Genomic DNA, 24,384 nt, shown 5'->3' on the forward strand with positions numbered 1-24,384 from the left:
GGGGAACGTACGGCCACGGGTCCGGTCCGGTCGGTCGGTGAACGGGGAGAGAGTGAACGGGGAAGCCGGATTCCGCCTCGAGGGCAGCGGAGCCGAGCCACTGGAGGACGGGGACCCGCGGCGGATCGGACCGATCCCCCTGCTCGGGCGGCTGGGAGCCGGCGGCATGGGCCGGGTCTACCTCGGATTCCACGAGGGGCGGTACACCGCCGTCAAGCAGCTCCTGCCGTCGATCGTCGCCGAGGACCGGGACTTCCTGCGCCGCTTCGGACACGAACTCGACAACCTCGCGCGCCTGCCCGAGAAGGCCACCGCCCCGCTGCTGGCGGGCGACCGCGACGCCCGGCCCCCGTGGTTCGCCACCGCCTACGTCCCGGGGCTCACGCTGACCGAGGCCCTCGACGCGCACGACGGCCCGCTGCCGGCCGAGGCGCTGTGGCTGCTGCTGCGGGAGGCCGCCGCCGGGCTGGCCGCGGTGCACGCGCTGGACATGGTGCACCGGGACCTCAAGCCGTCCAACGTGATGCTCACCCTCGACGGCCTCACCCTCATCGACTTCGGCGTGGCCCGCGCCGCCGAGCAGAGCCAGGTCACCCGGACCGGCATGGTGGTGGGCACCCCCGCCTACATGTCACCCGAACAGGCCTCCGGTGCCCGGCGGTCGACCGGCGCCGTCGACGTCTTCGCGCTCGGCTCGGTGCTCGCGTACGCGGCGAGCGGCCGGCCGCCCTTCGGCGACGAGTCCGGGCACGCGGTGCTCTACCGCATCGTGCACGAGGAACCCGACCTCGGCGCCCTGCGTGACCTGGACCCCGACCTCGCCGACGTCGTCGCGGCCTGCCTCGACAAGGACTTCGAGGGCCGCCCGAGCGCCGCCGAACTGGTCGAACTCGCCGAACGGCACGGGCCGTTCACGCCGCCCCTGTGGCCGGAGGCCATCACCGGGCGGCTGTCCGAACGGGCCGCCTTCGCGGCGCGCACACCGGATCCGGGGGACCTTCCGGCGGCCGGACCCGCGACGGAACCGGACCTGGAGGCGGAGGGCCGGAAGCCCGCGGCGGTGCCGGAGCAGAAGCCCGCGGCGTCCCGGAAGGAGCGCCGCCGCCGGATCCTGCCCGTGTTCGTCCCCGTCGTGGTCGTCGCGACCGGCACGACCCTCGCCTTCCAGCTCCTGCCCCACGTCACCGACGCCGGCGACGCGTCGGGATCCGCCCCGTCCGCCCCGGTCACGGCCTCCGCCGTCGTTGCGCCGTCGGGGACGGCCGGCCCCTCCGCGAAGGCGTCGCCGTCCACCGGCGCCTCCGGCTCGAAGTCACCGGAGGCCGGGACGAAGGAATCGGCGACCGCGCCCGGGGCGGCAGGCGCGGACCGGGCCGCGGACGAGGCAGGCGCGAAGGGCGACGGCGGCCCGGCCGCGAACGACGACGCGGGCGACGGCACCAGCGGCACCAGCGGCGACGGCGGCGGTGGCGGTGGCGGCGCTGACGACCCCGCCCCGGACACGGCGACCGAGGCCCCCTCGACGGGCGGCGGCACCCTGCGCAACGGGTCGAGCGGGCGGTGCCTCACCGCTTCCACGCAGGCCGGTTACGGCAACGTCTCCATGGGCGACTGCACCACCGGGGCGGCCGACTGGAGCCTGCGCGGCGCCTCGTCCGGCACCTACCGGATCGTGCACGGGGCGTCCGGCAACTGCCTGTCCGCCTACGGCTCGATGCACAGCGGCACCTGTGGCACGGACGACGCCCAGGAGTGGCGCCTCGGCCCGGGCGGCACCGTGGTCCTCGCGAAGACCGGCAGGTGCCTGGAGCACTCCCGGCCGAGCGGCCTGGTCATGGTGCGGGTGTGCGAGGGGACGGCGAGCCAGAGCTGGACCAGGAGCTGACGCGCGGGGGAGGGTCAGCCGGCGCCGCCGCGGTCGCCGTCCCCCGGCCTGTCGTCCTTGTCCTGGTCGTCGTCCAGCGACTTCAGGAACTCGGGGTTGTCGTCCGGGGCCACCCACCGCTGCCGGCCGCCGCCCCCGCCCCACGCGGAGCCGCCCGCGCCCGCGGGATGCCGCTTCTTGCCGGCGATCAGCCACGAGATCGAGCCGACCATCGGGAACAGCAGAACGAGGATCGCCCACAACGGCTTGGGCATGTGACGGATGTCCTCGTCCTTCGTGCTGATGCAGTCGATGAACGCGTAGACGCTCAACGCCAGTGGCACGAGGAACATCAGCACCCGGAGCATGGGGCCTCTCCAGCGGAAGCGGTGGGCGGGGACGCGTCACGGCCCCCAGGTACAGGGCCAGCGTAGCCGCTCGGGGATACTGGACCGCATGGCTTACGACGATCTTCGCTCCCTGCTCAGGGCGCTTGAGCGCGAGGGCGACCTCAAGCGCATCAAGGCCGAGGTGGATCCCTACCTGGAGGTCGGGGAGATCGTCGACCGGGTGAACAAGGCCGGCGGCCCCGCCCTGCTCTTCGAGAACGTGAAGGGCTCGGCGATGCCGCTGGCCATGAACGTCTTCGGGACCGACCGGCGCCTGCTCAAGGCCCTCGGCCTGAAGTCGTACGGCGACATCTCCGACAAGATCGGCGGGCTGCTGCGCCCCGAGCTGCCGCAGGGCTTCGTCGGGATGCGCGAGGCGTTCGGGAAGCTCGGCGCGATGGCCCACGTGCCGCCGAAGAAGGTGAAGTCCGACAGCGCGCCGGTGCAGGAGGTCGTCCTGCACGGCGACGACGTGGACCTGGAGCGGCTGCCCGCCCTGTTCACGTGGCCCGACGACGGCGGCTCCTTCTTCAACCTGGGCCTCACCCACACCAAGGACCCGGAGACGGGCATCCGCAACCTGGGCCTGTACCGGCTCCAGCGCCACGACAAGCGCACCATCGGCATGCACTGGCAGATCCACAAGGACAGCCGCAACCACTACCAGGTGGCGGCCCGGCGCGGCGAGCGCCTGCCCGTGGCCATCGCCTTCGGCTGCCCGCCCGCCGTGACCTACGCCTCCACCGCGCCGCTGCCCGGCGACATCGACGAGTACCTCTTCGCCGGCTTCGTGCAGGGCAAGCGGATCGAGATGGTCGACTGCAAGACCGTGCCGCTCCAGGTCCCGGCCAACGCCGAGGTGGTGCTGGAGGGCTGGCTGGAGCCCGGCGAGATGCTGCCCGAGGGCCCCTTCGGCGACCACACCGGCTTCTACACGCCGCAGGAGCCCTTCCCGGCCCTGACGATCGACTGCGTGACGATGCGCCGGCGCCCGCTGCTCCAGTCGATCGTCGTCGGGCGGCCCCCGACGGAGGACGGCCCGCTGGGCCGCGCGACCGAGCGGTTCTTCCTCCCGCTGCTGAAGATCATCGTCCCGGACATCGTGGACTACCACCTCCCGGAGGCGGGCGGCTTCCACAACTGTGCGATCGTGTCGATCGACAAGAAGTACCCCAAACACGCCCAGAAGGTGATGCACGCCATCTGGGGCGCGCACATGATGTCCCTGACCAAGCTGATCGTGGTCGTCGACTCCGACTGCGACGTCCACGACCTGCACGAGGTCGCCTGGCGCGCGCTCGGCAACACCGACTACGCCCGTGACCTCACCGTCGTGGAGGGCCCCGTCGACCATCTCGACCACGCCTCCTACCAGCAGTTCTGGGGCGGCAAGGCGGGCATCGACGCGACGAGGAAGCTGCCCGAGGAGGGGTACACGCGCGACGGGGGCTGGCCGGACATGGTGCTGTCCGACCCGGATACGGCGGCGAAGGTCGACCGCCGCTGGAAGGAGTACGGACTGTGACGTCGGCTTCCGCCGCGCTACCGCAGCAGCCGGGGCGCACCAAGGCGTTCCTGCGCCTGGTGATGATCGAGCACTCGGTGTTCGCGCTGCCCTTCGCCTACATCGCCGCCCTGACGGCGATGTACGAGTGGGACGAGAACATCCACTGGGGCCGGCTGCTCCTGGTCACCGTCGCCATGGTCGGCCTGCGCACCTTCGCGATGGCCGTCAACCGGATCATCGACCGCGAGATCGACGCCCGCAACCCGCGCACCGCGCACCGCGAGCTGGTCACCGGCGCGATGTCCGTCCGGCACGCCTGGACCGGCGCGTTCGTCGCCCTCGTCGTCTTCCTCGGCGCGGCGGCCCTGCTCAACCCGCTCTGCCTGGCCCTCGCGCCCGTCGCGGTGATCCCGATGGTGGTGTACCCGTACGGCAAGCGGTTCACGAACTTCCCGCAGGCCATCCTCGGACTCGCCCAGGCCATGGGCCCGGTCGGCGGCTGGCTGGCCATCAGCGGCAGCTGGTCCTGGGAAGCCGTGATCCTCGGCCTCGCGGTGGGCATCTGGATCGGCGGCTTCGACCTGATCTACGCCTGCCAGGACGTCGAGACCGACCGGAGGGTCGGCGTGAAGTCGGTCCCGGCCCGCTTCGGCATCCCCGCTGCCATCTGGGGCGCCCGCGCCTGCCACACCGTCACCACGGCCCTGTTCGCCTGGTACGCCGTCGCCACCGGCGCCGGTGCCTTCTTCTGGCTGGGCCTGCTGATCGTCGCCGGTGCCTTCGTCTACGAGCACACGATCGTCAAGCCGCACGACCTGTCCCGCCTGAACAGGGCGTTCTTCAGCGTCAACGGCTTCATCGGCATCGCCCTGTTCGTGTGCGCCCTGCTGGATCTGCTGGTTCGGGGCCTCACGGTCTGAATACTCGGAGCCTACGGCTAGGCTCGACATCATGAAGCCAGGACAGACGCAGCGCGTGCCTTGGATCGTGGGGGTGTCGGGGGCATCCGGTACGCCGTACGCGGCGGCCGTCCTGCGAGCACTGCTCGCGGCAGGCGAGAGCGTCGACCTGGTGGTCAGCCGGGCCTCGCGGCTCACCCTGCTCGACGAGACCGGCATCTCCTTCCGCGACGCCCACTGGCAGCAGGACCTGCGCGAGTGGCTGGCCCGCGGAGCCGACGGCAAGCCGGACACCTTCGACGTCGACCTCGACGGCGACCGGGTACGGCACTGGAGCGCGGGCGACCTCGCGGCCGGGCCGTCCTCGGGCTCGTACCCCACCCGGGGCATGCTGATCGTGCCCGCGTCCACGGCCTGCGTGGCCGGGGTCGCGCTGGGACTGTCGAAGGACCTGCTGCAGCGGGCGGCGAGCGTGACCCTGAAGGAGGGGCGCAAGCTGGTCGTGGCCGTACGGGAGACCCCGCTGGACGGCCGGACGCTGCGTCACATGGTGAGCCTGGACGACGCGGGGGCGACCGTGGTGCCCGCGTCCCCGGCCTTCTACGCGGGCGCGACGCACATCCAGGACCTGGTGGACTTCGTCGCCGGACGCGTCCTCGACGCGGCGGGCGTCGGACACGGCCTGTACCGCCGCTGGCGCGGCGAACTCGGCGGAGGGTCGCGCCCCACCGCCTGAGCACGAGCACCACCTCCCCCCACACGTATCTTCAGACCTCTTCAGCGGAAGGCTTCGATCGCATGGACGCGGTGGACAGGCAGCTCATCCAGGCCCTGAGGGAGAACGGCCGGGCCTCCTACGCGGAGCTGGGGCGCCTCGTCGGACTGTCGGGACCCAGCGTCACCGACCGCATCAACCGGCTGGAGGCGGCCGGAGTCATCACCGGCTACCGGGCCACCGTCGACTCCGCGTCGCTCGGCCTCGGCGTCACCGCCCTGATCGGCGTCTCGCTCTCCGACGCCGCCGACCACGAGGACGTCGCGCAGCGGCTGAGGGACCTGCGGGAGATCGAGGACTGCTGGTTCATCGCCGGCGACGACTCCTACATGCTCAAGGTGCGCGCGGCCGACGTGGACGGCCTGGAGAGCATCATCCGCCGGCTGTCCGGGACGAAGGGCGTCTCCCGGACCCGCACCACCATCGTGCTCTCCACCAAGTGGGAGAACCGGGTGGGCGAGCTGCCCGAAGAGGTCTGAGGCGCTGGGCGTACGGTTTACGGAGTCTGCCGGAGAAAGAGGTAACGCATGGACGCCGGGCTCAAGCGCGAGCTGGAGGAGAAGGTACGGGCGGGCGTCCGCCTGACCCGCGAGGACGGCATCGCGCTGTACGAGTCGGACGACCTGGCCTGGCTCGGCGGCCTCGCGCACGAGGTGCGGACGCGGAAGAACGGCGACGTCGTCCACTTCAACGTCAACCGGCACCTCAACATGACCAACGTGTGCACGGCGTCCTGCGCCTACTGCTCCTTCCAGCGCAAGCCGGGGGAGAAGGACGCGTACACGATGCGCATCGAGGAGGCCGTGAAGCTCGCCAAGGCGATGGAGGGCGAGAACCTCACCGAGCTGCACATCGTCAACGGGCTGCACCCGAACCTGCCGTGGCGCTACTACCCGCGCTCGCTCAGGGAACTGAAGGCCGCGCTGCCGAACGTGTCGCTGAAGGCGTTCACGGCCACCGAGATCCACCACTTCGAGACCATCTCCGGGATGTCCGCCTCCGACATCCTCGACGAGCTGATCGACGCCGGCCTGGAGTCCCTGACCGGCGGCGGCGCCGAGATCTTCGACTGGGAGGTGCGGCAGCACATCGTCGACCACCGCACCCACTGGGAGGACTGGTCGCGCATCCACCGCCTGGCGCACGAGAAGGGGCTCAAGACCCCGTGCACCATGCTCTACGGCCACATCGAGGAGCCCCGCCACCGCGTGGACCACGTGCTGCGGCTGCGCGAGCTCCAGGACGAGACGGGCGGCTTCCAGGTCTTCATCCCGCTGCGCTACCAGCACGACTTCGTGGACATGAAGGACGGGAAGGTCAGGAACCGGCTCCAGGCCCGGACGCAGATGGCGACCGGTGCGGAGGCCCTGAAGACCTTCGCGGTGTCGCGGCTGCTGTTCGACAACGTCCCGCACGTGAAGGTGTTCTGGGTCATGCACGGCGTCCAGACCGCGCAGCTGGCGCTCCAGCACGGTGCGGACGACATGGACGGGTCGGTCGTCGAGTACAAGATCACGCACGACGCGGACGACTTCGGCACGCCGAACAAGCTGACCCGCGAGGACCTGCTCGACCTGATCCGCGACGCCGGGTTCCGGCCGGTGGAGCGGAACACCCGCTACGAGATCCTCCGGGAGTACGAGGGCCCCGACCCGGCGCGCCGGGAGTCGCCGCAGCCGATGCGGGTGTGAAGGTGCGGTCGTCCGTCGGCCGCGGGTGAGCGGCGGCTGGTCGCGCAGTTCCCCCCGCCCCTTCGGGGCACGTCCACGGAGCCTCCTGAAAGGGCGCGGGGACCTGCGCGACCAGCCACGGACCCCCCCGCACCCGACCGGATCCGAACCGGCCACGGCGGGTACCCCCACCCCATGGCCACCGAGGACGACTACACCGCCGAACCCTTCGTCCCGGAGGGCGGCAGTCTGACCGCCCTCCGCGAAGCCGCCGCCGGCTGCCGCGGCTGCCCCCTGCACCGGGACGCCACGCAGACCGTCTTCGGCGCCGGCAGGGCGGACGCCCGCGTCATGCTCGTCGGCGAGCAGCCCGGTGACCAGGAGGACCGGGAGGGCAGGCCCTTCGTCGGCCCCGCCGGGAAACTCCTCGACCGGGCGCTGGCCGACGCCGGCCTGGACCCGGCGGACGCCTACGTCACCAACGCCGTCAAGCACTTCAAGTTCACCCGGGCCGAACCGCGCAAGCGCCGCATCCACAAGTCGCCCACGCTGCGCGAGACGACGGCGTGCGGACCGTGGCTCGCCGCCGAACTGGCCCGGGTGCGACCCGAGCTGATCGTGGTGCTCGGCGCCACGGCCGGCAAGGCACTGCTCGGCTCCTCGTTCCGGGTCACGCAGGTGCGTGGCACCGTGCTGGAGGAGGAGATCCACGGGCGGCCCGAGACACTGGTGCCCACCGTCCACCCCTCGGCGGTGCTGCGGGCGGACGACCGGGAGGGCGCCTACCGGGGCCTGGTCGCCGACCTGGAGGTGGCCGCGCGGGCCCTGTCCCGACGCACGTCCCGCCACCGGAAGAGTAATAGCTAGTATGGGCCTGTGTCCCTTACTTTCACGTCAGACCCCGCCCTCACCACCGAGCTGCGCGACGGCGTCCTCGACCTGTGGACCGACGTGTCCAACGCCGGCGGCTCCGTCGGCTTCGTCCCGCCGGTGACCCGGGAGGACATCCGCCCCGAGCTGGTCAAGCACATGGTGGCCATGGCCGAGGGCCGCACCCGGCTCCTCGTCGGCCACGACGAGGACGGGCGCGTGGCCGCCACCGCGTTCCTCACCCTCAATACCCACCGGCTGATGACCCACTGGCTGTGGCTCTACACGGTGATGATCCACCCCCGCCACCAGGGCCGGGGCTACGGCCGGGACCTGATGGCCGCCGCCGCCGACGCGGCCCGCGCCCGCGACGGCATCGAGGCGATCCGCCTCACCTGCCGGGGCGGCCTCGGCCTGGAACGCTTCTACGAGTCCTGCGGCTACAAGGAGGTCGGCCGGGTGCCCGGCGCGATCCGGGTCGCACCGGGCGACGACCGCGACGACATCACGATGCTGCTGCCCCTGACCTGAGCGCGGCACCCCGGCTGTGGCGCCCCGGCCCCGGCGTGCTTCACTGGGCGGTGCCCCTTTGGGTACGTTCTGGCCTCCCCCAAACGGAAGAGTGGATAGAGATGCTCCGCTACACGCTGATGCGCCTCGGAATCTTCGTGGGCTGCCTCGTGGCCGTCTGGGGCCTCGTCTACGCCGGCGTGTTCCCGCGCGGCCTCGGCGACTCCAACGGCATGTGGATCGTCCTGCTGTCCCTGCTGCTCTCGGCCCCCATCAGCTTCGTCGTCCTGCGCAAGGAGCGCGACCGCGCCTCCGAGCAGGTCGTCCAGCGGGTCGACCGCATGAAGGCCAACCTGGAGGCCAACCGCGGCCAGGAGGACCTCGCCGACGACGCCGCCCGCGCGCAGGGCCAGGCCTCGTAACACCCGTCACACGCCCGAAGCGCCCCGGTTCCCGAATCACAGGAAACCGGGGCGATTTTCGTTTTACGGGCAGTAGCCGTCTCCAGCCTCTCAAAGCGAGGCTTTGGGGGTCTCAAAGCATGGGTGTTAAAGTCGTACGCATGAAGCCAGCAGCCGCGCCCGCCACACCGCCGAGCCTCGGGCTCGTCGCGCGCCTGCACGTGGACCTCTGTCGGTGCGCCTCCGCGAACTGTCGCCCCTGACGTCCCTTCTCGACCCGTCGTTCCCCACGTCAGCACGTGCGCGTCCGTCCCCGCGTCCCGTCCCCCCTACGGAGCATGTCCGTGTCCTCCCTCACGAAGTCCTTCAAGGTGCCCTTCTGGGCCCAGATAATCGCCGGCCTCGTCCTCGGCGTCCTGCTGGGCTGGGTGGCCCGCAGCCAGGACGTCTCCTGGCTCGTCACCACCCTGGACAAGATCGGCGGCACCTTCATCGGCCTGCTGAAGCTGGCCGTCGCCCCGCTCGTCTTCTTCGCGATCCTGGTCTCGATCACCAACCTGCGGAAGGTCAACAACGCCGCACGCCTGGCGTCCCGCACCCTCCTCTGGTTCATGATCACCTCGCTGATCGCCGTGGCCATCGGCCTCGTCATCGGCCTGGTCACCAACCCCGGCGCGGGCACCGGCCTCACCCCGGCCGACGGCGCCAAGCCCGAGCACACCGGCTCCTGGATCGACTTCCTCACCGGCATCGTGCCGACGGACGTCATCACCCCGTTCACCGAGCTGAACGTCCTCCAGATCGTCTTCATGGCAGCCGTCGCCGGCATCGCCGCCCTCCAGCTCGGCGAGAAGGCCCAGCCCATCCTCAACCTGAGCGAGTCCGTCCTCGAACTCCTCCAGAAGGCCCTGTGGTGGGTCATCCGCCTGGCCCCGCTCGGCACCGTCGGCCTCATCGGCCGCGCCATCGCCACCTACGGCTGGGACCTGATCGGCAAGTACGCGACCTTCACCGCCGACATCTACGTCGGCTGCGCCCTCGTGCTGTTCGTGGTCTACCCGACGCTGCTCGCCACCGTCGCCAAGGCCAGCCCGATCCAGTTCTTCAAGGGCGCCTGGCCCGCCATCCAGCTGGCCTTCGTCTCCCGCTCGTCCGTGGGCACCATGCCGCTGACCCAGAAGGTCACCGAGCGCCTCGGCGTGCCGAAGGAGTACGCGTCCTTCGCCGTCCCGTTCGGCGCCACGACCAAGATGGACGGCTGCGCCGCGATCTACCCGGCGATCGCCGCGATCTTCGTCGCGCAGATCTTCGGCATCGACCTCGGCGTCGGTGACTACCTGCTGATCGCCTTCGTGTCGGTGGTCGGATCCGCCGCCACGGCCGGCCTCACCGGTGCCACGGTCATGCTGACCCTGACCCTGTCCACCCTGGGCCTGCCCATGGAGGGCGTCGGCCTCCTCCTCGCCATCGACCCGATCCTGGACATGATGCGCACCGCGACCAACGTCGCCGGCCAGGCGCTGATCCCGGTCATCGTCGCCGCCCGCGAGGGCCTGCTCGACCGCAAGGCCTACGACCGGGCCCACAGCTCGCCGCTGGACGAGCCGGAGCCGGAGCCGCAGGACGCGGCACCCGTCCCGGTCGCGGCCTGACCGCACGACCGCCCTACCGTGACAGGGCGCCCGGACGTGCCGACGTCCGGGCGCCCTGTTTCACGGTCGCACGGACCGTACGCTGATTCGCATGGGTGTTGGGAAGACCAGGCGGATGCCGCGTGCGGTCCGTGAGCAGCAGATGCTGGACGCCGCCGTGCGTACCTTCGGGCAGCGTGGCTACGTGGCGGCGTCGATGGACGAGATCGCCGAACTCGCTGGTGTCTCCAAGCCGCTGGTGTACCTCTACCTGAACTCGAAGGAAGACCTCTTCACCGCCTGCATCCGCCGGGAGGCGCGGGCGCTGACCGAGGCCGTGCGGGCCGGGGTGCGTCCCGGGCTGCCGGCCGACGGCCAACTCTGGTCCGGTCTGCGGGCCTTCTTCGCCCACACCGCCCGCAACCCGGACGCCTGGACGGTGCTGCACCTCCAGGCCCGTACCCACGGTGAGCCGTTCGCCGCCGAGGTGGCGGTGATGCGCGAGGAGATCGTCGCGTTCGTGACGCAGCTCATCGTCGCCGCCGCGCGCGACGCCCATCGTGATCCGCATCTGCCCGAGCGGGAGGTCGCCGGGCTCGCCGAGGCGCTGGTCGGGGCCGCCGAGTCGCTCGCCGACTGGGCCAACGCGACCGAGGGCGTCAGCGCGAAGCAGGCGGCGGCGACGCTGATGAACTTCGCCTGGGCCGGCCTGGGCGGTCTGATGGCGGACCGGCCCTGGTCCGCGCCGGAGGAGTCCGGGGCCGAGGCGGTGGCTCAGGTCGCCGGATAGGGCCGGGCCTCGCCGGACAGGTGGAGTCGGCCGTCGGCGCCGCGCAGTTCGAACCGTCCGTCCGCCGCCGCGTACGTCACCGTCCCCGGCAGCGGTACCGGCGCCCGGAAGGCGGCCCGCACCGTGACCGCCTCCGGTGTGCCGTGCTCGGCGAGGCAGCGGGCCACGGTCCACATGCCGTGGGCGATGGCCCGGGGGAAGCCGAACGGGCGGGCGGTGAGCGGGTGGAGGTGGATCGGGTTGCGGTCGCCGGAGGCGGCGCCGTAGCGCCGTCCGAGGTCACCGGCGAGGCGCCACTCGGCGCGCACGGGCAGCGGTGTGTCCGCCTCCTGCCGCGGGGCGCCGGGGGAGGGTCGGCCCTCGGTGCGGTGCCGCGCCAGGTAGGTGCTGCGCGACTCCCACACCGGGGCGCCGCCGGTCCGCAGCTCCGTGACGACCACGGCCTCGGTGCCGCGCCGGTGCGGCAGCAGGGCGTCGACGTGGACGGCGAGTTCGTAGGTTCCGGTCGCCCGCAGCGGGGCGCGCCGGGTGAGGTCGATCGACGTGTGGACGAGCCCGAGCAGGGGCAGCGGGAAGTCCCGGCAGCTCATCAGCCGCATGGCCAGCGGGAAGCCCAGCACGTGGGGGTACGTGGGCGGAAGAGCGTCCTCCCCGGTCGGGAAGCCGCACACCCGCTCGTAGGCGGCGAGCCGCGCGAGGTCCACGCGCAGGGCGGGGACCACCAGACGGGTGCGGGGGAAGCCGGCGTCGGGGCGGGGTCGTTTGAGGGGGGACAGGAGGGCGCCGCGGGCGAGGAGCGGCGGGAGGGCGGGGACACCGGTCAGGGTGTTCGTGCTCCGGGGGGCGGCGGTGGTCATCAGGCCCCCAGCAGGCTCTGGCCGCAGACGCGCACGATCTGGCCGTTGACGGTGCCCGACGCCGGGTGGGCGAGCCAGGCGGTCGTCTCGGCGACGTCGGCCGGCAGGCCGCCCTGGGCCAGGGAGTTCATGCGGCGGCCGGCCTCGCGGATGAGGAGGGGGACGGCCGCGGTCATCCTCGTCTCGATGAAGCCCGGTGCCACCGCGTTGACCGTCACGCCGTGCTCGGCGAGCGCGCGCGGGGCGAGGGAGCGGACCAGGCCGATGATGCCGGCCTTGCTCGCGGCGTAGTTGGTCTGGCCCGCGTTGCCGGCGATCCCGGCGATGGAGGCCGTCGCCACGATCCGGCCGCCGCGGTTCACCGTGCCCGCGGCCAGCAGCGCGTCGGTGGTGCGCAGTACGCCGGCGAGGTTGACGTCCAGGACGGAACTCCAGCGGTCGGCGGACATGTTGACGAGGCGTCGGTCGCGGGTGATGCCGGCGTTGTGGATCAGGAGGTCGAGTCCGTCGGGGAGGACGCCGGCGAGGCGCTCGCCGGCGTCTGCGGCCGTGATGTCGAGGGCGAGGGCGCTGCCGCCGAGGCGTTCGGCGAGTTCGCGTGCGTCCTGCTCGGCCTGCGGCACGTCGAGGACGACGACGCGGGCGCCCTGTCCGGCCAGCGTTTCGGCGACCGCGGCGCCGATGCCGCGTGCGGCGCCGGTGACCAGGGCGGTGCGTCCGGTCAGCGGGCGGTTCCAGTCGGCGGGGGCGGTGACCTCGCCCGGTCCGACCTCGATCACCTGGCCGTCGAGATAGGCGGAGCCGGGGGAGAGGAGGAAGCGGAGGGTGGATTCGGCGGCGTCGGCGTCGGTGAGCCGGACCAGGTTGACGGTCCTGCCGCGGCCGATCTCCTTGCCGAGTGAGCGTGTGAAGCCCTCCAGGGCCTGTTGTGCGGCGGCCTGGTGGTGGTCGGCGGCGTCGAGCGGGGCGCCCAGGACGACCACGCGGCCGCTCGCGGTGACCGACCGTACGACGGGGTGGAGCGCGGCGTGCACCTCGGCGAGCGTGTCGACGTCCCGGACGCCGGTCGCGTCGAGGACGACGGCGGCGGGGTGGCCCGTCTCGTCCGCGCCGAGTCCCGTGCGGGCGAGGACCGGGGCGAGGCCGAGGTCCGTCCGTCCGGCCGTCAGGTGCAGCAGGCCGCCGGTGAGGCGGGGGTGCCGGTCGGAGCGGCGGATCAGCTCCGCGGGCTGCGGCAGTCCGATGCGGCGGGTCAGGAAGCGGCCGGGCGCGGTTCTGGTGAGGCTCAGATAGCGGTCGGCCATGGGTGACTCCCGGCTCCGTGACGGTCCAAGACGCTTACTCTGGAGTAAGGTTACCGGAGGTAAGTCGCGGTCGGGCGGAGTCGCCGGTGAGGAGCGGAACGAGATGGGGCCCCCTGAAGCCGCCGCGGACGCGCGGAGTGTGACGGGCATTCCGGAAGCAATGTGACCTACCCGCAGGTAACCCCCAGTGCTGCACAGCCCCGGCGCCGGACCATCCCCGAACCCGCACCAACTCCCCACGCGAGCCCCGTACGATCCCGACACTGACCGCCGGTAACCCCCGGCAGGACCTCGCGCCCACCGGGCCCGGCGATGAACGCCTCGGCACGCGAGGCACGTACGTCATGCAGCCGAGCAGTGCCGCCGCTGCACGTCCCAGGAGCCGCCCGTGTCCACCCCGCTTCCCTCCTTCGCCCCCTCCGCCGCGTTCGCCGACTCGCCCGGTCCCACCCTGGTGGAGCCCGAGACGCGACGCCTGGACGGGGCCGTGCGGGAGGCGTACGTACCGCCGCTCGCCCCGCTGGTGCGGCACGGCTCCCTCGCCGACCTGCCCTTCGACAACGCGGCCGCCGTCCCGGACTCGGTGGTCCTCAGCCGCAGGTCCGGGGACGGGCGCTGGAGCGACGTGACGGCGGCCGAGTTCGCCGGACAGGTGCTGGCGGTGGCGAAGGGCATGATCTCCGAGGGCCTGATGCCGGGCGACCGGATAGCCATCATGGCCCGGACGACGTACGAGTGGACGCTGCTGGACTTCGCCGCGTGGGCCGCGGGCCTGGTCACGGTCCCCGTCTACCCGACCTCCTCGCTCTACCAGGTCCGCTGGATCCTCCAGGACTCGGGCGCGGTCACCCTGGTCACCGAGACGGCCGCGCAGGCGGCGGCCCTCGGCCCCGAGCTGGACCGCCTCCCCGACCTGCGGCACCTGTGGATCATGGAGAAGGGGCACGTGGAGCAGCTCGCCGAGCTGGGCGCCGCGGTGCCGGACGCGGAGGTGGACGTACGCCGGGGCATGCTCAGCCCGAGCACCCTCGCCACCCTGATCTACACCTCGGGCACCACCGGCCGCCCCAAGGGCTGCGTGCTGACCCACGGCAACTTCTTCGCCGAGGTGGACAACGCGATCGAGCTGCTCTACCCCGTGTTCAAGGCGCAGACGGACGAGCCGTCGATCCTGCTCTTCCTCCCCATGTCCCACGTCTTCGGCCGCATGGTCGCCGTGGCCTGCGTGCGCGCCCGGGTGCGCCTCGGACACGCGCCGAGTCTCCAGGCGGAGGACCTGCTGCCGGACCTGGCGGCCTTCCGGCCGACCTGTCTGCTGACCATCCCGTACATGCTGGAGAAGGTCTTCAACGGGGCGCGCGCCAAGGCCGAGTCGGGCGGCCGGGCCACGGTGTTCGACCGCGCGGTGTCGGTGGCGGTGCGCTACGGCGAGGCCATGGAGGCCCGCCAGACCGGCTCGGGCGGCGGCCCGGGCCGCGCCCTGAAGACCGCCCGCTCCTTCTACGACCCCCTCGTCTACCGCAAGATCCGGGGCGCCATGGGCGGCCGGGTACGGCACGTGATCTGCGGCGGCTCCCCGCTCGGCCGGCGCCTGGCCGCCTTCTACGCCGGCGCCGGCATCGAGATCTACGAGGGCTACGGGCTCACCGAGACGACGGCCGCGGCCACCGTGACGCCGCCGCTGAAGCCGCGCCTCGGCACGGTGGGCTGGCCGCTGCCCGGCACCCGGATCCGGATCGCCGCCGACGGCGAGATCCTGGTCGCCGGCGACCAGGTCCTGCACGGCTACTGGGACCCCCAGGCGGGCGGTGTCGTCCCGGCCGCCCCCGGCGGCTGGTTCCCCACCGGCGACCTCGGCAGCCTGGACGACGAGGGCTACCTGACGATCACCGGCCGCAAGAAGGAGCTGCTGATCACGGCGGGCGGCAAGAGCGTGGCCCCGGCCCCGCTGGAGGACTGGCTGCGCTCCCACCCCCTGATCTCCCAGTGCATCGTGCTCGGCGACCGCCGCCCCTACGTCTCCGCCCTGTTCACCCTCGATGCCGACGGCATCACCCACTGGCGCCGCATGAACGGCAAGCACCCGGTGCCGCCGGAGCTGCTGACCGACGACGAGGAGGTCCGCGCGGTGCTCCAGCGCGCGGTCGACGAGGCGAACAAGCTGGTCTCCCGCCCGGAGTCCATCCGCCGCTTCGCCATCCTGCCGAGGGACTTCACGGAGTGGGAGGGCCATCTGACGCCCTCCCTGAAGCTCCGGCGCGACGCGATCGTGCGGGACTTCGCGGAGGCCGTCGAGGCGCTGTACAGGGGGTAGGCGGCGTCCGGCGTCAGCGGCGGGCGATGAGGCACGCCTGGGGGACCTTCGTGGAGGTGTCCTCCTCCTGCACCCGCACCGTCCGCGACAGCACGGTGAAGCCGGCCGCCTCGAGCAGCTCCGCCATCGGTTCCGGTCGCCGCCGCTCGAAGTCCAGGGCGACCGGGTGGCCGAAGGGGCGGTCGGGGCGGAAGGGCTCGTCGCCGACCTGGAAGGCGAGGAGGAAGTGCCCGCCCGGGGCCAGCACGCGCCGCACCTCGCCGAAGAGGTCCGGAAGCCGCTCCCACGGCGTGTGGATCGACGAGTACCAGGAGACCGCGCCCGCGAGAGCGCCGTCGGGCAGGTCCAGGTCCAGCATGGAGCCCTGCTCGAACCGCAGGGCCGGGTTCTCGCGGCGCGCGATCGCGAGCATGGCGGCGGACAGGTCGAGGCCGAAGACGCGCAGGCCCAGGGAGGCGAGGTGCGCGGTGACCCGGCCGGGCCCGCAGCCGAGGTCGGCCACCTCCCCCTCGGGCCCCACCAGTTCGGCGAAGGCGCCCATCAGCGCCCGGTCCAGCGCGGTGCCGGCGGCGACGGGGCGGAAGAAGTCGGCGTAGTCCTCGGCGATGGTGTCGTAGAAGGTCCGGGTGGTGTCCAGGAAGCCGGTGTCGTGGGTCATGGCGGGACCCTAGGGCCTGCCACCGACAGCCACCGGCGGCCGCCGGAATTCACCGTGAATTCATGAAGGCGCCGGAAAGGGCAGGAGCCCCGTCGCCGAAACCGGCGCGGGGCTCCTTGGGTACTGCTGTCAATCAGACAGGAGTGACGTTCTCCGCCTGCGGACCCTTCGGGCCCTGCGTGACGTCGAAGGACACCTGCTGGTTCTCCTCGAGGGAACGAAATCCCTGAGCGTTGATCGCGGAGTAGTGGACGAAGACGTCCGGGCCGCCGCCTTCCTGGGCGATGAAACCAAAGCCCTTTTCGGCGTTGAACCACTTCACGGTTCCGGTAGCCATAAGCCCTCCTTGGGCCCAAAGGGTTGCCCTGCTCCAGAACCAGCAAGTGTGAAGACCGATCCGCACAACTGCATATGTCTGAGAATGACGAGAGCCCGCGGTCACATGCTCCGCAGGCTCTGTACTGCAAGGGAAACCAAACTGCAACTTGCTGTGAGCGTAGCACGCAGGCACCCGAGCGCAACAGAGGCCAAGATCACTTCACCCGAATGTTTGAACGCACGTGTCATTCGGCTGACAGCGGGGGGTGCCGCCGGGGGGCCGCCGGGGGAGGGCTAGCCTCGCGATGTGGACAATTCTCGCACCCGGCCGCGCGTCGGCCACATCCAGTTCCTGAACTGCATGCCTCTGTACTGGGGGCTCGCGAGAACGGGAACGCTCCTCGATTTCGAGCTGACGAAGGACACCCCGGAGAAGCTCAGCGAGCAGCTGGTGCAGGGCGATCTCGACATCGGGCCGGTCACCCTGGTCGAGTTCCTCAAGCACGCGGACCAACTGGTCGCCTTCCCCGACATCGCCGTCGGCTGCGACGGCCCGGTGATGTCCTGCGTGATCGTCTCGCAGGTCCCGCTGGACCGGCTGGACGGCGCCCGCGTCGCCCTCGGGTCGACCTCGCGGACCTCGGTCCGGCTCGCCCAGCTGCTGCTGGCCGAGCGCTTCGGCGTCCAGCCGGACTACTACACCTGCCCGCCGGACCTGAGCGTGATGATGCAGGAGGCCGACGCGGCCGTCCTCATCGGCGACGCCGCGCTGCGCGCCAACATGATCGACGGACCGCGCTACGGCCTCGACGTGCACGACCTGGGCGCGCTCTGGAAGGAGTGGACGGGCCTGCCGTTCGTCTTCGCGGTCTGGGCGGCCCGGCGCGACTACGTGGAGCGCGAGCCGGTCATCGCCCGCAAGGTCCACGAGGCCTTCCTCGCCTCCCGGAACCTCTCCCTGGAGGAGGTCGGCAAGGTCGCCGAGCAGGCGGCCCGCTGGGAGTCCTTCGACGAGGAGACCCTGGAGCGGTACTTCACGACCCTCGACTTCCGCTTCGGCGCCCCGCAGCTGGAGGCGGTCGCGGAGTTCGCCCGCCGGGTCGGCCCGACGACGGGTTTCCCGGCAGACGTGAAGGTGGAGCTGCTCGAGCCCTGAGCGTCGCGCCGTCGGCCCACTACCCTGCTGGAAGGTTCCGGCGTACGGGGGAGGGGTGGACCGATGCGGCCGCTCGATGTCGACGAACCCACCGTCGTGGGGCCCTACCGGCTGCTCGGCCGGCTGGGCTCCGGCGGCATGGGCCGGGTGTACCTGGGGCGCAGTGCCGGCGGCCGGACGGTCGCCGTGAAGATCGTGCATCCGCACTTCGCGCTCGACGAGGAGTTCCGGGCCCGCTTCCGCCGTGAGGTGGAGGCCGCCCGCCGGGTGGGCGGCGCCTGGACGGCGCCCGTGCTCGACGCCGATCCCGGCGCGCGCGTGCCCTGGGTCGCCACCGCCTACGCGGCCGGACCTTCCCTGACGGCGGCGGTCGCGGACGGCGGCCCGCTGCCGGCCCACTCGGTACGGGCGCTGGGCGCGGGCCTCGGCGAGGCGCTGGCCGCGGTGCACGAGCTGGGCCTGGTGCACCGGGACGTGAAGCCGTCCAACGTGCTGCTCACCCTCGACGGGCCACTCCTGATCGACTTCGGCATCGCCCGTGCCACGGAGGGCACCGCCTCCCTGACCTCGACCGGCGTCTCGATCGGCTCGCCCGGCTACATGGCGCCGGAGCAGATACTCGGCAAGGGCGTCACCGGCGCCGCCGACGTCTTCTCCCTCGGCGCGGTCCTCGCCTTCGCGGCGACCGGCGCGCCGCCCTTCCCCGGGGACTCCTCGGCCGCGCTGCTCTACAAGGTCGTCCACGAGGAGCCGGAGCTCGGCGCCCTGGACGGCGAGATGCGGGAACTGGTCGGCCGGTGCCTGGCCAAGGAACCCGGCGCCCGCCCCGCCCCCGGTGAGGTGGCCCGGCGGCTCGCCCCGGACGGCGCCGCCCGGCTGGTCGCAGGCGGGTGGCTGCCGGGGGCGCTGGTGGAGCAGGTCAGCCGGAGCGCCGTGCGGCTGCTCAACCTGGAGGCCGCGGGGGAGGGCGGGCCGGGGTCGGGGCCGGTGGGCTTCAGCCGGCCGTCGGTGACGCCGGGGGCGGAGCCGCCGTCCGACGGGAGCTCGGCCGGCGCGACGGCGGACCGCGAGGCAGCGGCCACCCCCGTCACCGGCGCCTTCGACCCGCCGCCGGTGATGCCCGGGCCTCCGGCGCCTTCCGGGACGCCCGCGCCGTTCGGGGCTCCCGTCTCCTTCGGGGCCGCTGCGCCCTCCGGGGCTCCCGCGGCTGCCGGGACGTCCGCGTCTTCCGGGACGCCCGCGCCCTTCGGGACGCCCGCACCCGCCGGGGCTCCCGAGTCCTCCGGGGCGGCCGCCTTCGCCGGGCCGCCCGCGCCGTTCGGGGCTCCCGCCTCTTCCGGCGCGCCGTTCGGGGCTCCCGCGCCGTTCGGGGCGCCGGCCGCTTCCGGGGATTCCGCGTCCGCCGGGACGTCCGCGCCTCCCGGGGCTTCCGGGCCTCATCTGCCCCCGGGTGCTCCGCCACCTCCCGTCACCGTGCCGGGGGCGCGCAGCGGCGACCAGGGCCCCGGCAAGCTGTCGGTGCACGTGGCGGCGACCTCGACCCGGGGCGGTGACGGCCGCGGGCGCAGGCTCAGCTGCACGGTGGCCCTCGCCGTGGCGGGGGCGCTGGCCGCGGTGACGGTCGGCTCGGTGTTCCTGTTCGACCTGCTGCCGGGCGGCCACCGGGACACCGCGGGGGGCGGCGACGCCGACCGCACCAGCCGGGCGCCGTCCTCCCCGGCTCCCTCGTCCTCCGCGTCCGGTGAGAACCCGAGGGGTGGCGAGGGCGACGGCGAGGGCGACGGCGGCGGCACGCCCTCCACGCCCGCCCCCGGCGGCACCGCGGGCACCGTCCCGGCCGCCTACCTCGGCACCTGGGAGGGCCAGGGCACCGCCCTCGGCGGCACGCTGCCGGCGGGCACCTTCCGCATCACCATCGGCCGGGCCGGCGTCGGCGAGGAGCTGGGACGGCTGCGCCAGACCGACCAGCTGGGCGGCGTGTGCGTCGACGTCCTGACCCTCAAACAGGTGACGGGGCGGCAGATCGTCGCCGACTCCGTCGGTGCCGAGGACAACCACGGCGGCTGCAACCAGGCGCCCACGACGGTCCGTTTCACCCCGGTCGGCGACGACCTCGCCTATGCGTCCGAGAGCGCCGAGTCGGGGAGACCGGAGGCCCGGCTGTCGAAGGTCGGGTAGGCCACAAGGGCCACCGGCCGTGCGGCCCGCCCCCATAGGGTGTCCGCGTGCCGATGGTCGATGTGCTGGTCCTCCTCGCCGCCGTGCTCTGGGGCGCGGTGGCGGGCGCGCTGCTGCCGCGGGCGGCCTACCGCTTCTCCGCGCCCTCCGGCGAGGCGTGGCGCGACGCGTGCCCGGCCGCGCACCCGGTCCGGGGATGGCTCGGGCCGGCCCGCTGCCGGCGGTGCGCGGACGCGGCGGTGCCCGCCCCGGCGCCGTACGGTCCCGGTGCCGTCGTCCCCGCCGCCGTCACCGCGCTGGTCTGCGCCGCCCTCGCCGCCGCCACCGGGACCCGGCCCGAGCTGGCCGTCTGGCTGCTGCTCGCGCCGGCCGGCGTGCTGCTGGCCGTCGTCGACCTCCGGGTGCGGCGGCTGCCCGACCCGCTGACCCTCCCGCTCGCGGGCACCGCGCTCGCCCTGCTCGGGGTCACCGCGCTCGTGCCCGAGCACGCCGGGGAGTGGACCACCGCCCTGCTGGGCGCCCTCGCGCTCGGCGCCGGCTATTTCCTGCTGTTCCTGATCAACCCCGCCGGCATGGCCTTCGGCGACGTCAAGCTCGCGCTGGGCGCCGGTGCCGTCCTCGGCTGGTACGGCTGGCCGACGGTGATGCTGGGCACCTTCGCCGGGTTCCTGCTCGGCGCGGTGTACGGGGGCGCCCTCGTCGTCGCGGGGCGGGCCGGACGCGGCACGGCCATCGCCTTCGGGCCGTTCCTGCTCACGGGCGCCCTCCTCGGCGTCCTCGCGGGCGCGTACGCGGCCTGAACGCGGCCGTTGAAAACGGCTGGCGTACGCTGGTCGGGTCCGTCCACAACCCTTACGAACCTTGCGAAAGGGACGCCGGTGACCGAGAAGGCCGACCTTCAGACCGTCCTCGACCGTGCCGCCGCCGGTGGGCGGATCACCCCCGAAGAGGCCCTCGTCCTCTACCGCGACGCCCCCCTGCACGCACTGGGCGCGGCCGCCGACGCCGTCCGCCGGCGCCGGTACGCGGGCACCGAGCACATCGCGACGTACATCATCGAGCGCAACATCAACTACACGAACGTGTGCGTCACCGCGTGCAGGTTCTGCGCCTTCTACGCCGCGCCCAAGGACACCGCCAAGGGCTGGACCCGCGACCTCGACGACATCCTGCGCCGCTGCGCGGAGACCGTCGAACTGGGCGGCACGCAGATCATGTTCCAGGGCGGCCACCACCCGGACTACGGCGTCGAGTACTACGAGAAGCACTTCGCCGCCATCAAGAAGGAGTTCCCCGAACTCGTCATCCACAGCCTGGGGGCGAGCGAGGTCGAGCACATGGCCCGGATCTCCGGGGTGTCGGTCGAGGAGGCCATCACCCGGATCCACGCGGCCGGGCTCGACTCCTTCGCCGGCGCCGGTGCCGAACTGCTGCCCGAGCGCCCGCGCAAGGCCATCGCGCCGCTGAAGGAGTCCGGCGAGCGCTGGCTGGAGATCATGGAGATCGCGCACGGGCTGGGCGTCGAGTCGACGTCCACCATGCTGATGGGCACCGGCGAGACCAACGCCGAGCGCATCGAGCACCTGCGCATGATCCGGGACGTGCAGGACCGCACCGGCGGCTTCCGCGCCTTCATCCCGTACACCTACCAGCCCGAGAACAACCACCTGAAGGGCCGCACCCAGGCCACGCTCTTCGAGTACCTGCGGATGATCGCCATCGCCCGCGTCTTCCTCGACAACGTCGCCCACATCCAGGGCTCGTGGCTGACCACCGGCAAGGAGGTCGGCCAGCTCTCCCTGCACTACGGGGCCGACGACCTCGGCTCGATCATGCTGGAGGAGAACGTGGTGTCGTCGGCCGGCGCCAAGCACCGCTCCAACCGGCTCGAGATCATCGACCTGATCCGCAAGGCGGGGCGCGTCCCGGCGCAGCGTTCCACGACGTACGAGCACCTCGTCGTGCACGACGACCCGGCGAACGACCCCGTCGACGAGCGGGTCGTCTCCCACATCTCGTCCACGGCCATCGAGGGCGGCACGGCTCACCCCGAGCTGAAGCTGCTGGCCTCCAACTGACGCGGCCGTGCTGACGATCCACGTCGCCGAGGCCTCGCCCGAGGCGGCCGTCGTGGTCGACGGCGCGCACCTCGCCGCCGTCGGCCCGTACGAGGCCCTGGCCGCCGACCACCCGCAGGCACGGGTGCGCCGGTGGCCCGGACTCCTGACGCCCGGACTGCTCAACCCCTACGGTCCGGAACTGCTGGAACAGGCCTACCACCCCGACCCGCGCGAAGCGGACCGGCTCGGTACCGAGCCGGTCTTCGGGGAGCGCGCGCTCGCCCTTCTCGCCGCCCACCCGTCCGCGCGGGGCGCCAGCGCGCGCCGGGGAGTACAGCGCATGCTGGCGCACGGAACGGTCGCCGTCGCCGGTGAGCTGCACAGTCGCCCGGCCCTGGACGCGGTGCGGGGATCGGGGCTCGCCATGGCGGGGCGTCCGGCCACCCTGCCCGGGCCCGCGTCGTTCTCACCGGTGCCGCTCGTGCTGCTTCCTGGGCTCGCTCCCGGGAGACCCGCACGGTTCGCGGTGTTCGACGTACCCGACCGGGCCGCGCTCGTGCGGGACGGCGCGTCCACGTGCGTGGCGACCGTCGTGGCGGGCCGGATCGTCTACCGGCGCCGCTGAGCGCGCTGTCCCGCGAACGCCTGTGCGAAGTCGCCGTCCTCCTGGTCCACCCCGCTGCAGTCGGTCAGCGCGTCGTCCGACGACGTGTCGCCGTCGCACGGCCGGTCCCGGAACGTCGCCCACATCGACACCCAGGCGACGCCGTTCTCCTCGGCGAACGCCCGGACCTCCGCGGCGTCCTCGAGCGTGAACGTCTCGCCGGCGACGTCGTTGACGCCGGGCATCGAGGTGAGGGCCATGCCCCGCCAGGCGTCCGCCTCCGAGGTACCGAAGACCTTCCGAAGCTGCGTGTGGGCGGCCTTCGCCGAGGTGAGGGCGTACGCGCCCATGTCGCCGTCGTACGACTCGCCGTAGTTCATGGTCATGAGGTTGACGGTGGAGACCTGGACGCCGTGGTCGTTGGCGGAGGTCAGCAGCGCGAGGGAGGCGGCGTCCAGGCCCGAGGGCATCACCGGGAGGGTGAAGGAGACCTCCAGGCCGCTCCGTTCCTCCTGGAGCAGCGCGATCGCCTCCGAGCGCAGGGCGACCGAGGCGGCGTCGGTCAGTTCGTCGCCCTCGATGTCGAAGTCCGCCCGGGTGGCGCCCGCCGCGTCCAGGGCCTCGCCGTACGCCGCCGCCAGCGCGGAGGCGCTGCCGCAGGTGGCCGCCAGTTCCCTGCCGGAGGCGCCGCCGAAGGAGACGCGGACGGCGGCGCCGGACTCCTTCAGGGCCGCGACGCGGGAGGCCACCGCGGTGTCGCCGATCTCCTGGACGCCGTTCCAGCGCGGATCGCAGTCGTCACCGGCGGAGATCACGAACGCCAGGTTGTACGCCGCCGGGGAACCGGCCGCGTCGGTGGCGGAGGCCGTGGTGGCGCTGACGTAGGGCGCGTAGGAGGTGCCCCGCGCGGCGGTGGACGGAGCGGCGGAGCCGGACGGTGCGGCACCGGCCGCGTCGGTCGTGCCGTCCCGCCCGGAGCAGCCGGCGGTGGCCAGGGCCAGCAGCAGGGCGCACCCGGCCGCCGCCTTCCGGTGAGCCCTCATGTGCGCACGCTCCCGTTCTCGTCGTCGGACGAGTGAACGTCCCACGGGAGGCTGGGCCTTTCCTGAGGAAAGTGCGGAGTTCCTCCGGTTCTCCCAGGAGACGTACAGGTTGCGTCGCGTTTCATCGTGAACGCACAACGAAGTCCCAGGGAGCGACAGGCAAGGCTCCCTAACGTCCGGGGAATGCAATCCGAGCCTGCCTCCGCACGCCGCGCCGCCCCGGGCGAGGGGCCCGTGCGCGGTCGCCGCCGCGCACGCGGCAACGCGTCCGCCGCCGGACCCGTGTTCGTCGACAACTCCGGACGCCGGGCCAGGCTGCTGCGCCGGCTGGGACTGCTCGTCGGAGCCGTCTGCGTCGGCTACGCGGCCGTACTGGGCCTGGCCTTCCTGGGCATCGGCACCTCGGTCAACCCGTCCTCGCTGCTGCCCTTCGCCGGCGGTCAGGACGGCCCGGGCCCGGACGGCGGAGCGCGCCCGCAGGAGGGCCTCGCCCCCACCGGTGCCCCGCCCGCCGGAGCCCCCGGCGGCCCGGCGCCCACCGCCACCCCCACGCCCGACGCCTCCGCCGCCACCGACTGACCGGAAC

At 72.9% G+C, this 24,384-nt stretch carries 24 protein-coding genes; 18 read left to right on the forward strand and 6 right to left on the reverse strand.

Translation table 11 applies throughout. From position 1 onward, the window contains the following. The first annotated feature begins 52 nt into the window (after positions 1-52). Positions 53-1,885 (forward strand): protein kinase, encoded by a 1,833-nt coding sequence (locus tag ACFWJB_RS04840; RefSeq protein WP_386920294.1) that lies wholly within the window; start codon positions 53-55, stop codon positions 1,883-1,885. A gap of 14 nt (positions 1,886-1,899) precedes the next feature. Here ACFWJB_RS04840 and ACFWJB_RS04845 read toward each other — a convergent pair whose 3' ends face one another. Next, on the reverse strand, positions 1,900-2,232 hold the full coding sequence (locus tag ACFWJB_RS04845; RefSeq protein ID WP_385472702.1) for a PLD nuclease N-terminal domain-containing protein: 333 nt from the start codon (positions 2,230-2,232) through the stop codon (positions 1,900-1,902). A gap of 88 nt (positions 2,233-2,320) precedes the next feature. On the opposite strand from ACFWJB_RS04845, the gene ACFWJB_RS04850 reads away from it, so the two are divergent. From ACFWJB_RS04850 to ACFWJB_RS04895, 10 genes are all read left to right on the forward strand, one after another. Further along, positions 2,321-3,778, forward strand: coding sequence for a menaquinone biosynthesis decarboxylase (locus ACFWJB_RS04850; protein WP_385472705.1), 1,458 nt, complete (start codon positions 2,321-2,323; stop codon positions 3,776-3,778). Further along, positions 3,775-4,680 (forward strand): menaquinone biosynthesis prenyltransferase MqnP, encoded by a 906-nt coding sequence (gene mqnP / locus ACFWJB_RS04855; protein WP_385472707.1) that lies wholly within the window; start codon positions 3,775-3,777, stop codon positions 4,678-4,680. The genes ACFWJB_RS04850 and mqnP overlap by 4 nt, the downstream gene beginning before the upstream one ends. 55 nt (positions 4,681-4,735) lie before the next feature. After that, entirely contained in the window at positions 4,736-5,395 is a 660-nt protein-coding gene (locus ACFWJB_RS04860; RefSeq protein WP_385472716.1) for a UbiX family flavin prenyltransferase, read from the forward strand. A gap of 62 nt (positions 5,396-5,457) precedes the next feature. Then, positions 5,458-5,913: an Lrp/AsnC family transcriptional regulator gene (locus ACFWJB_RS04865; RefSeq protein WP_385472710.1), complete on the forward strand. Its 456-nt coding sequence runs from the start codon at positions 5,458-5,460 to the stop codon at positions 5,911-5,913. 48 nt (positions 5,914-5,961) lie between these two features. After that, on the forward strand, positions 5,962-7,125 hold the full coding sequence (gene mqnE / locus ACFWJB_RS04870; RefSeq protein ID WP_385472713.1) for an aminofutalosine synthase MqnE: 1,164 nt from the start codon (positions 5,962-5,964) through the stop codon (positions 7,123-7,125). A gap of 174 nt (positions 7,126-7,299) precedes the next feature. After that, a complete protein-coding gene (locus ACFWJB_RS04875; RefSeq protein ID WP_386920298.1) occupies positions 7,300-7,971 on the forward strand; it encodes a UdgX family uracil-DNA binding protein in 672 nt (223 codons plus the stop codon). Positions 7,972-7,980: 9 nt separating this feature from the next. Continuing rightward, positions 7,981-8,505, forward strand: coding sequence for a GNAT family N-acetyltransferase (locus tag ACFWJB_RS04880; protein ID WP_385457890.1), 525 nt, complete (start codon positions 7,981-7,983; stop codon positions 8,503-8,505). A gap of 101 nt (positions 8,506-8,606) precedes the next feature. After that, on the forward strand, positions 8,607-8,906 hold the full coding sequence (locus ACFWJB_RS04885; RefSeq protein WP_385457892.1) for a DUF4229 domain-containing protein: 300 nt from the start codon (positions 8,607-8,609) through the stop codon (positions 8,904-8,906). Between the two features lie 317 nt (positions 8,907-9,223). Beyond that, the gene (locus ACFWJB_RS04890) at positions 9,224-10,537 is read left to right on the forward strand and encodes a dicarboxylate/amino acid:cation symporter (protein WP_385457894.1); all 1,314 of its coding nucleotides are present in this window, start codon (positions 9,224-9,226) and stop codon (positions 10,535-10,537) included. 91 nt (positions 10,538-10,628) lie between these two features. Next, positions 10,629-11,306 (forward strand): TetR/AcrR family transcriptional regulator, encoded by a 678-nt coding sequence (locus ACFWJB_RS04895; RefSeq protein WP_385457896.1) that lies wholly within the window; start codon positions 10,629-10,631, stop codon positions 11,304-11,306. Here the strand turns inward: ACFWJB_RS04895 and ACFWJB_RS04900 are convergent. Further along, complete coding sequence (locus tag ACFWJB_RS04900; protein ID WP_386920301.1) at positions 11,291-12,163, reverse strand: MaoC family dehydratase; 873 nt, start codon at positions 12,161-12,163, stop codon at positions 11,291-11,293. The genes ACFWJB_RS04895 and ACFWJB_RS04900 overlap by 16 nt on opposite strands. Beyond that, positions 12,163-13,467, reverse strand: a complete 1,305-nt coding sequence (locus ACFWJB_RS04905) for a 3-oxoacyl-ACP reductase (RefSeq protein WP_386920303.1) — start codon at positions 13,465-13,467, stop codon at positions 12,163-12,165. The genes ACFWJB_RS04900 and ACFWJB_RS04905 overlap by 1 nt, the downstream gene beginning before the upstream one ends. Before the next feature lie 388 nt (positions 13,468-13,855). Between ACFWJB_RS04905 and ACFWJB_RS04910 the strand changes: the two genes are divergently transcribed. Next, positions 13,856-15,781, forward strand: coding sequence for an AMP-dependent synthetase/ligase (locus ACFWJB_RS04910; RefSeq protein WP_386920305.1), 1,926 nt, complete (start codon positions 13,856-13,858; stop codon positions 15,779-15,781). Between the two features lie 13 nt (positions 15,782-15,794). Here the strand turns inward: ACFWJB_RS04910 and ACFWJB_RS04915 are convergent, their stop codons facing one another. Beyond that, positions 15,795-16,439, reverse strand: coding sequence for a class I SAM-dependent DNA methyltransferase (locus tag ACFWJB_RS04915; protein ID WP_386920307.1), 645 nt, complete (start codon positions 16,437-16,439; stop codon positions 15,795-15,797). Between the two features lie 133 nt (positions 16,440-16,572). Beyond that, positions 16,573-16,776 (reverse strand): cold-shock protein, encoded by a 204-nt coding sequence (locus ACFWJB_RS04920; RefSeq protein ID WP_003974443.1) that lies wholly within the window; start codon positions 16,774-16,776, stop codon positions 16,573-16,575. A gap of 288 nt (positions 16,777-17,064) precedes the next feature. On the opposite strand from ACFWJB_RS04920, the gene ACFWJB_RS04925 reads away from it, so the two are divergent. The 5 genes from ACFWJB_RS04925 to ACFWJB_RS04945 all read left to right on the forward strand — a co-directional run bounded on the left by ACFWJB_RS04925 (position 17,065) and on the right by ACFWJB_RS04945 (position 22,776). After that, the gene (locus ACFWJB_RS04925) at positions 17,065-17,913 is read left to right on the forward strand and encodes a menaquinone biosynthetic enzyme MqnA/MqnD family protein (RefSeq protein ID WP_385457906.1); all 849 of its coding nucleotides are present in this window, start codon (positions 17,065-17,067) and stop codon (positions 17,911-17,913) included. A 63-nt stretch (positions 17,914-17,976) separates the two neighbouring features. Continuing rightward, complete coding sequence (locus ACFWJB_RS04930; RefSeq protein ID WP_386920309.1) at positions 17,977-20,091, forward strand: serine/threonine-protein kinase; 2,115 nt, start codon at positions 17,977-17,979, stop codon at positions 20,089-20,091. 53 nt (positions 20,092-20,144) lie between these two features. Beyond that, positions 20,145-20,891: a prepilin peptidase gene (locus tag ACFWJB_RS04935; RefSeq protein WP_386920599.1), complete on the forward strand. Its 747-nt coding sequence runs from the start codon at positions 20,145-20,147 to the stop codon at positions 20,889-20,891. A gap of 78 nt (positions 20,892-20,969) precedes the next feature. Continuing rightward, positions 20,970-22,169: a cyclic dehypoxanthinyl futalosine synthase gene (gene mqnC / locus ACFWJB_RS04940; RefSeq protein WP_385457910.1), complete on the forward strand. Its 1,200-nt coding sequence runs from the start codon at positions 20,970-20,972 to the stop codon at positions 22,167-22,169. 7 nt (positions 22,170-22,176) lie between these two features. After that, entirely contained in the window at positions 22,177-22,776 is a 600-nt protein-coding gene (locus ACFWJB_RS04945; RefSeq protein ID WP_385457912.1) for a hypothetical protein, read from the forward strand. Here ACFWJB_RS04945 and ACFWJB_RS04950 read toward each other — a convergent pair. Further along, positions 22,761-23,798 carry a chitinase gene (locus tag ACFWJB_RS04950; protein ID WP_386920311.1) on the reverse strand — a complete coding sequence of 346 codons (1,038 nt, stop codon included), beginning with the start codon at positions 23,796-23,798 and terminating at the stop codon, positions 22,761-22,763. The two genes, ACFWJB_RS04945 and ACFWJB_RS04950, sit on opposite strands and share 16 nt — an antisense overlap. A gap of 183 nt (positions 23,799-23,981) precedes the next feature. Between ACFWJB_RS04950 and ACFWJB_RS04955 the strand changes: the two genes are divergently transcribed. Further along, positions 23,982-24,377, forward strand: a complete 396-nt coding sequence (locus tag ACFWJB_RS04955) for a hypothetical protein (protein ID WP_385457914.1) — start codon at positions 23,982-23,984, stop codon at positions 24,375-24,377. The last annotated feature ends 7 nt before the right edge of the window (positions 24,378-24,384 follow it).

The sequence above is a fragment of the Streptomyces sp. NPDC127100 genome, assembly GCF_042724095.1.
In the GTDB taxonomy this organism is placed as follows: domain Bacteria; phylum Actinomycetota; class Actinomycetes; order Streptomycetales; family Streptomycetaceae; genus Streptomyces.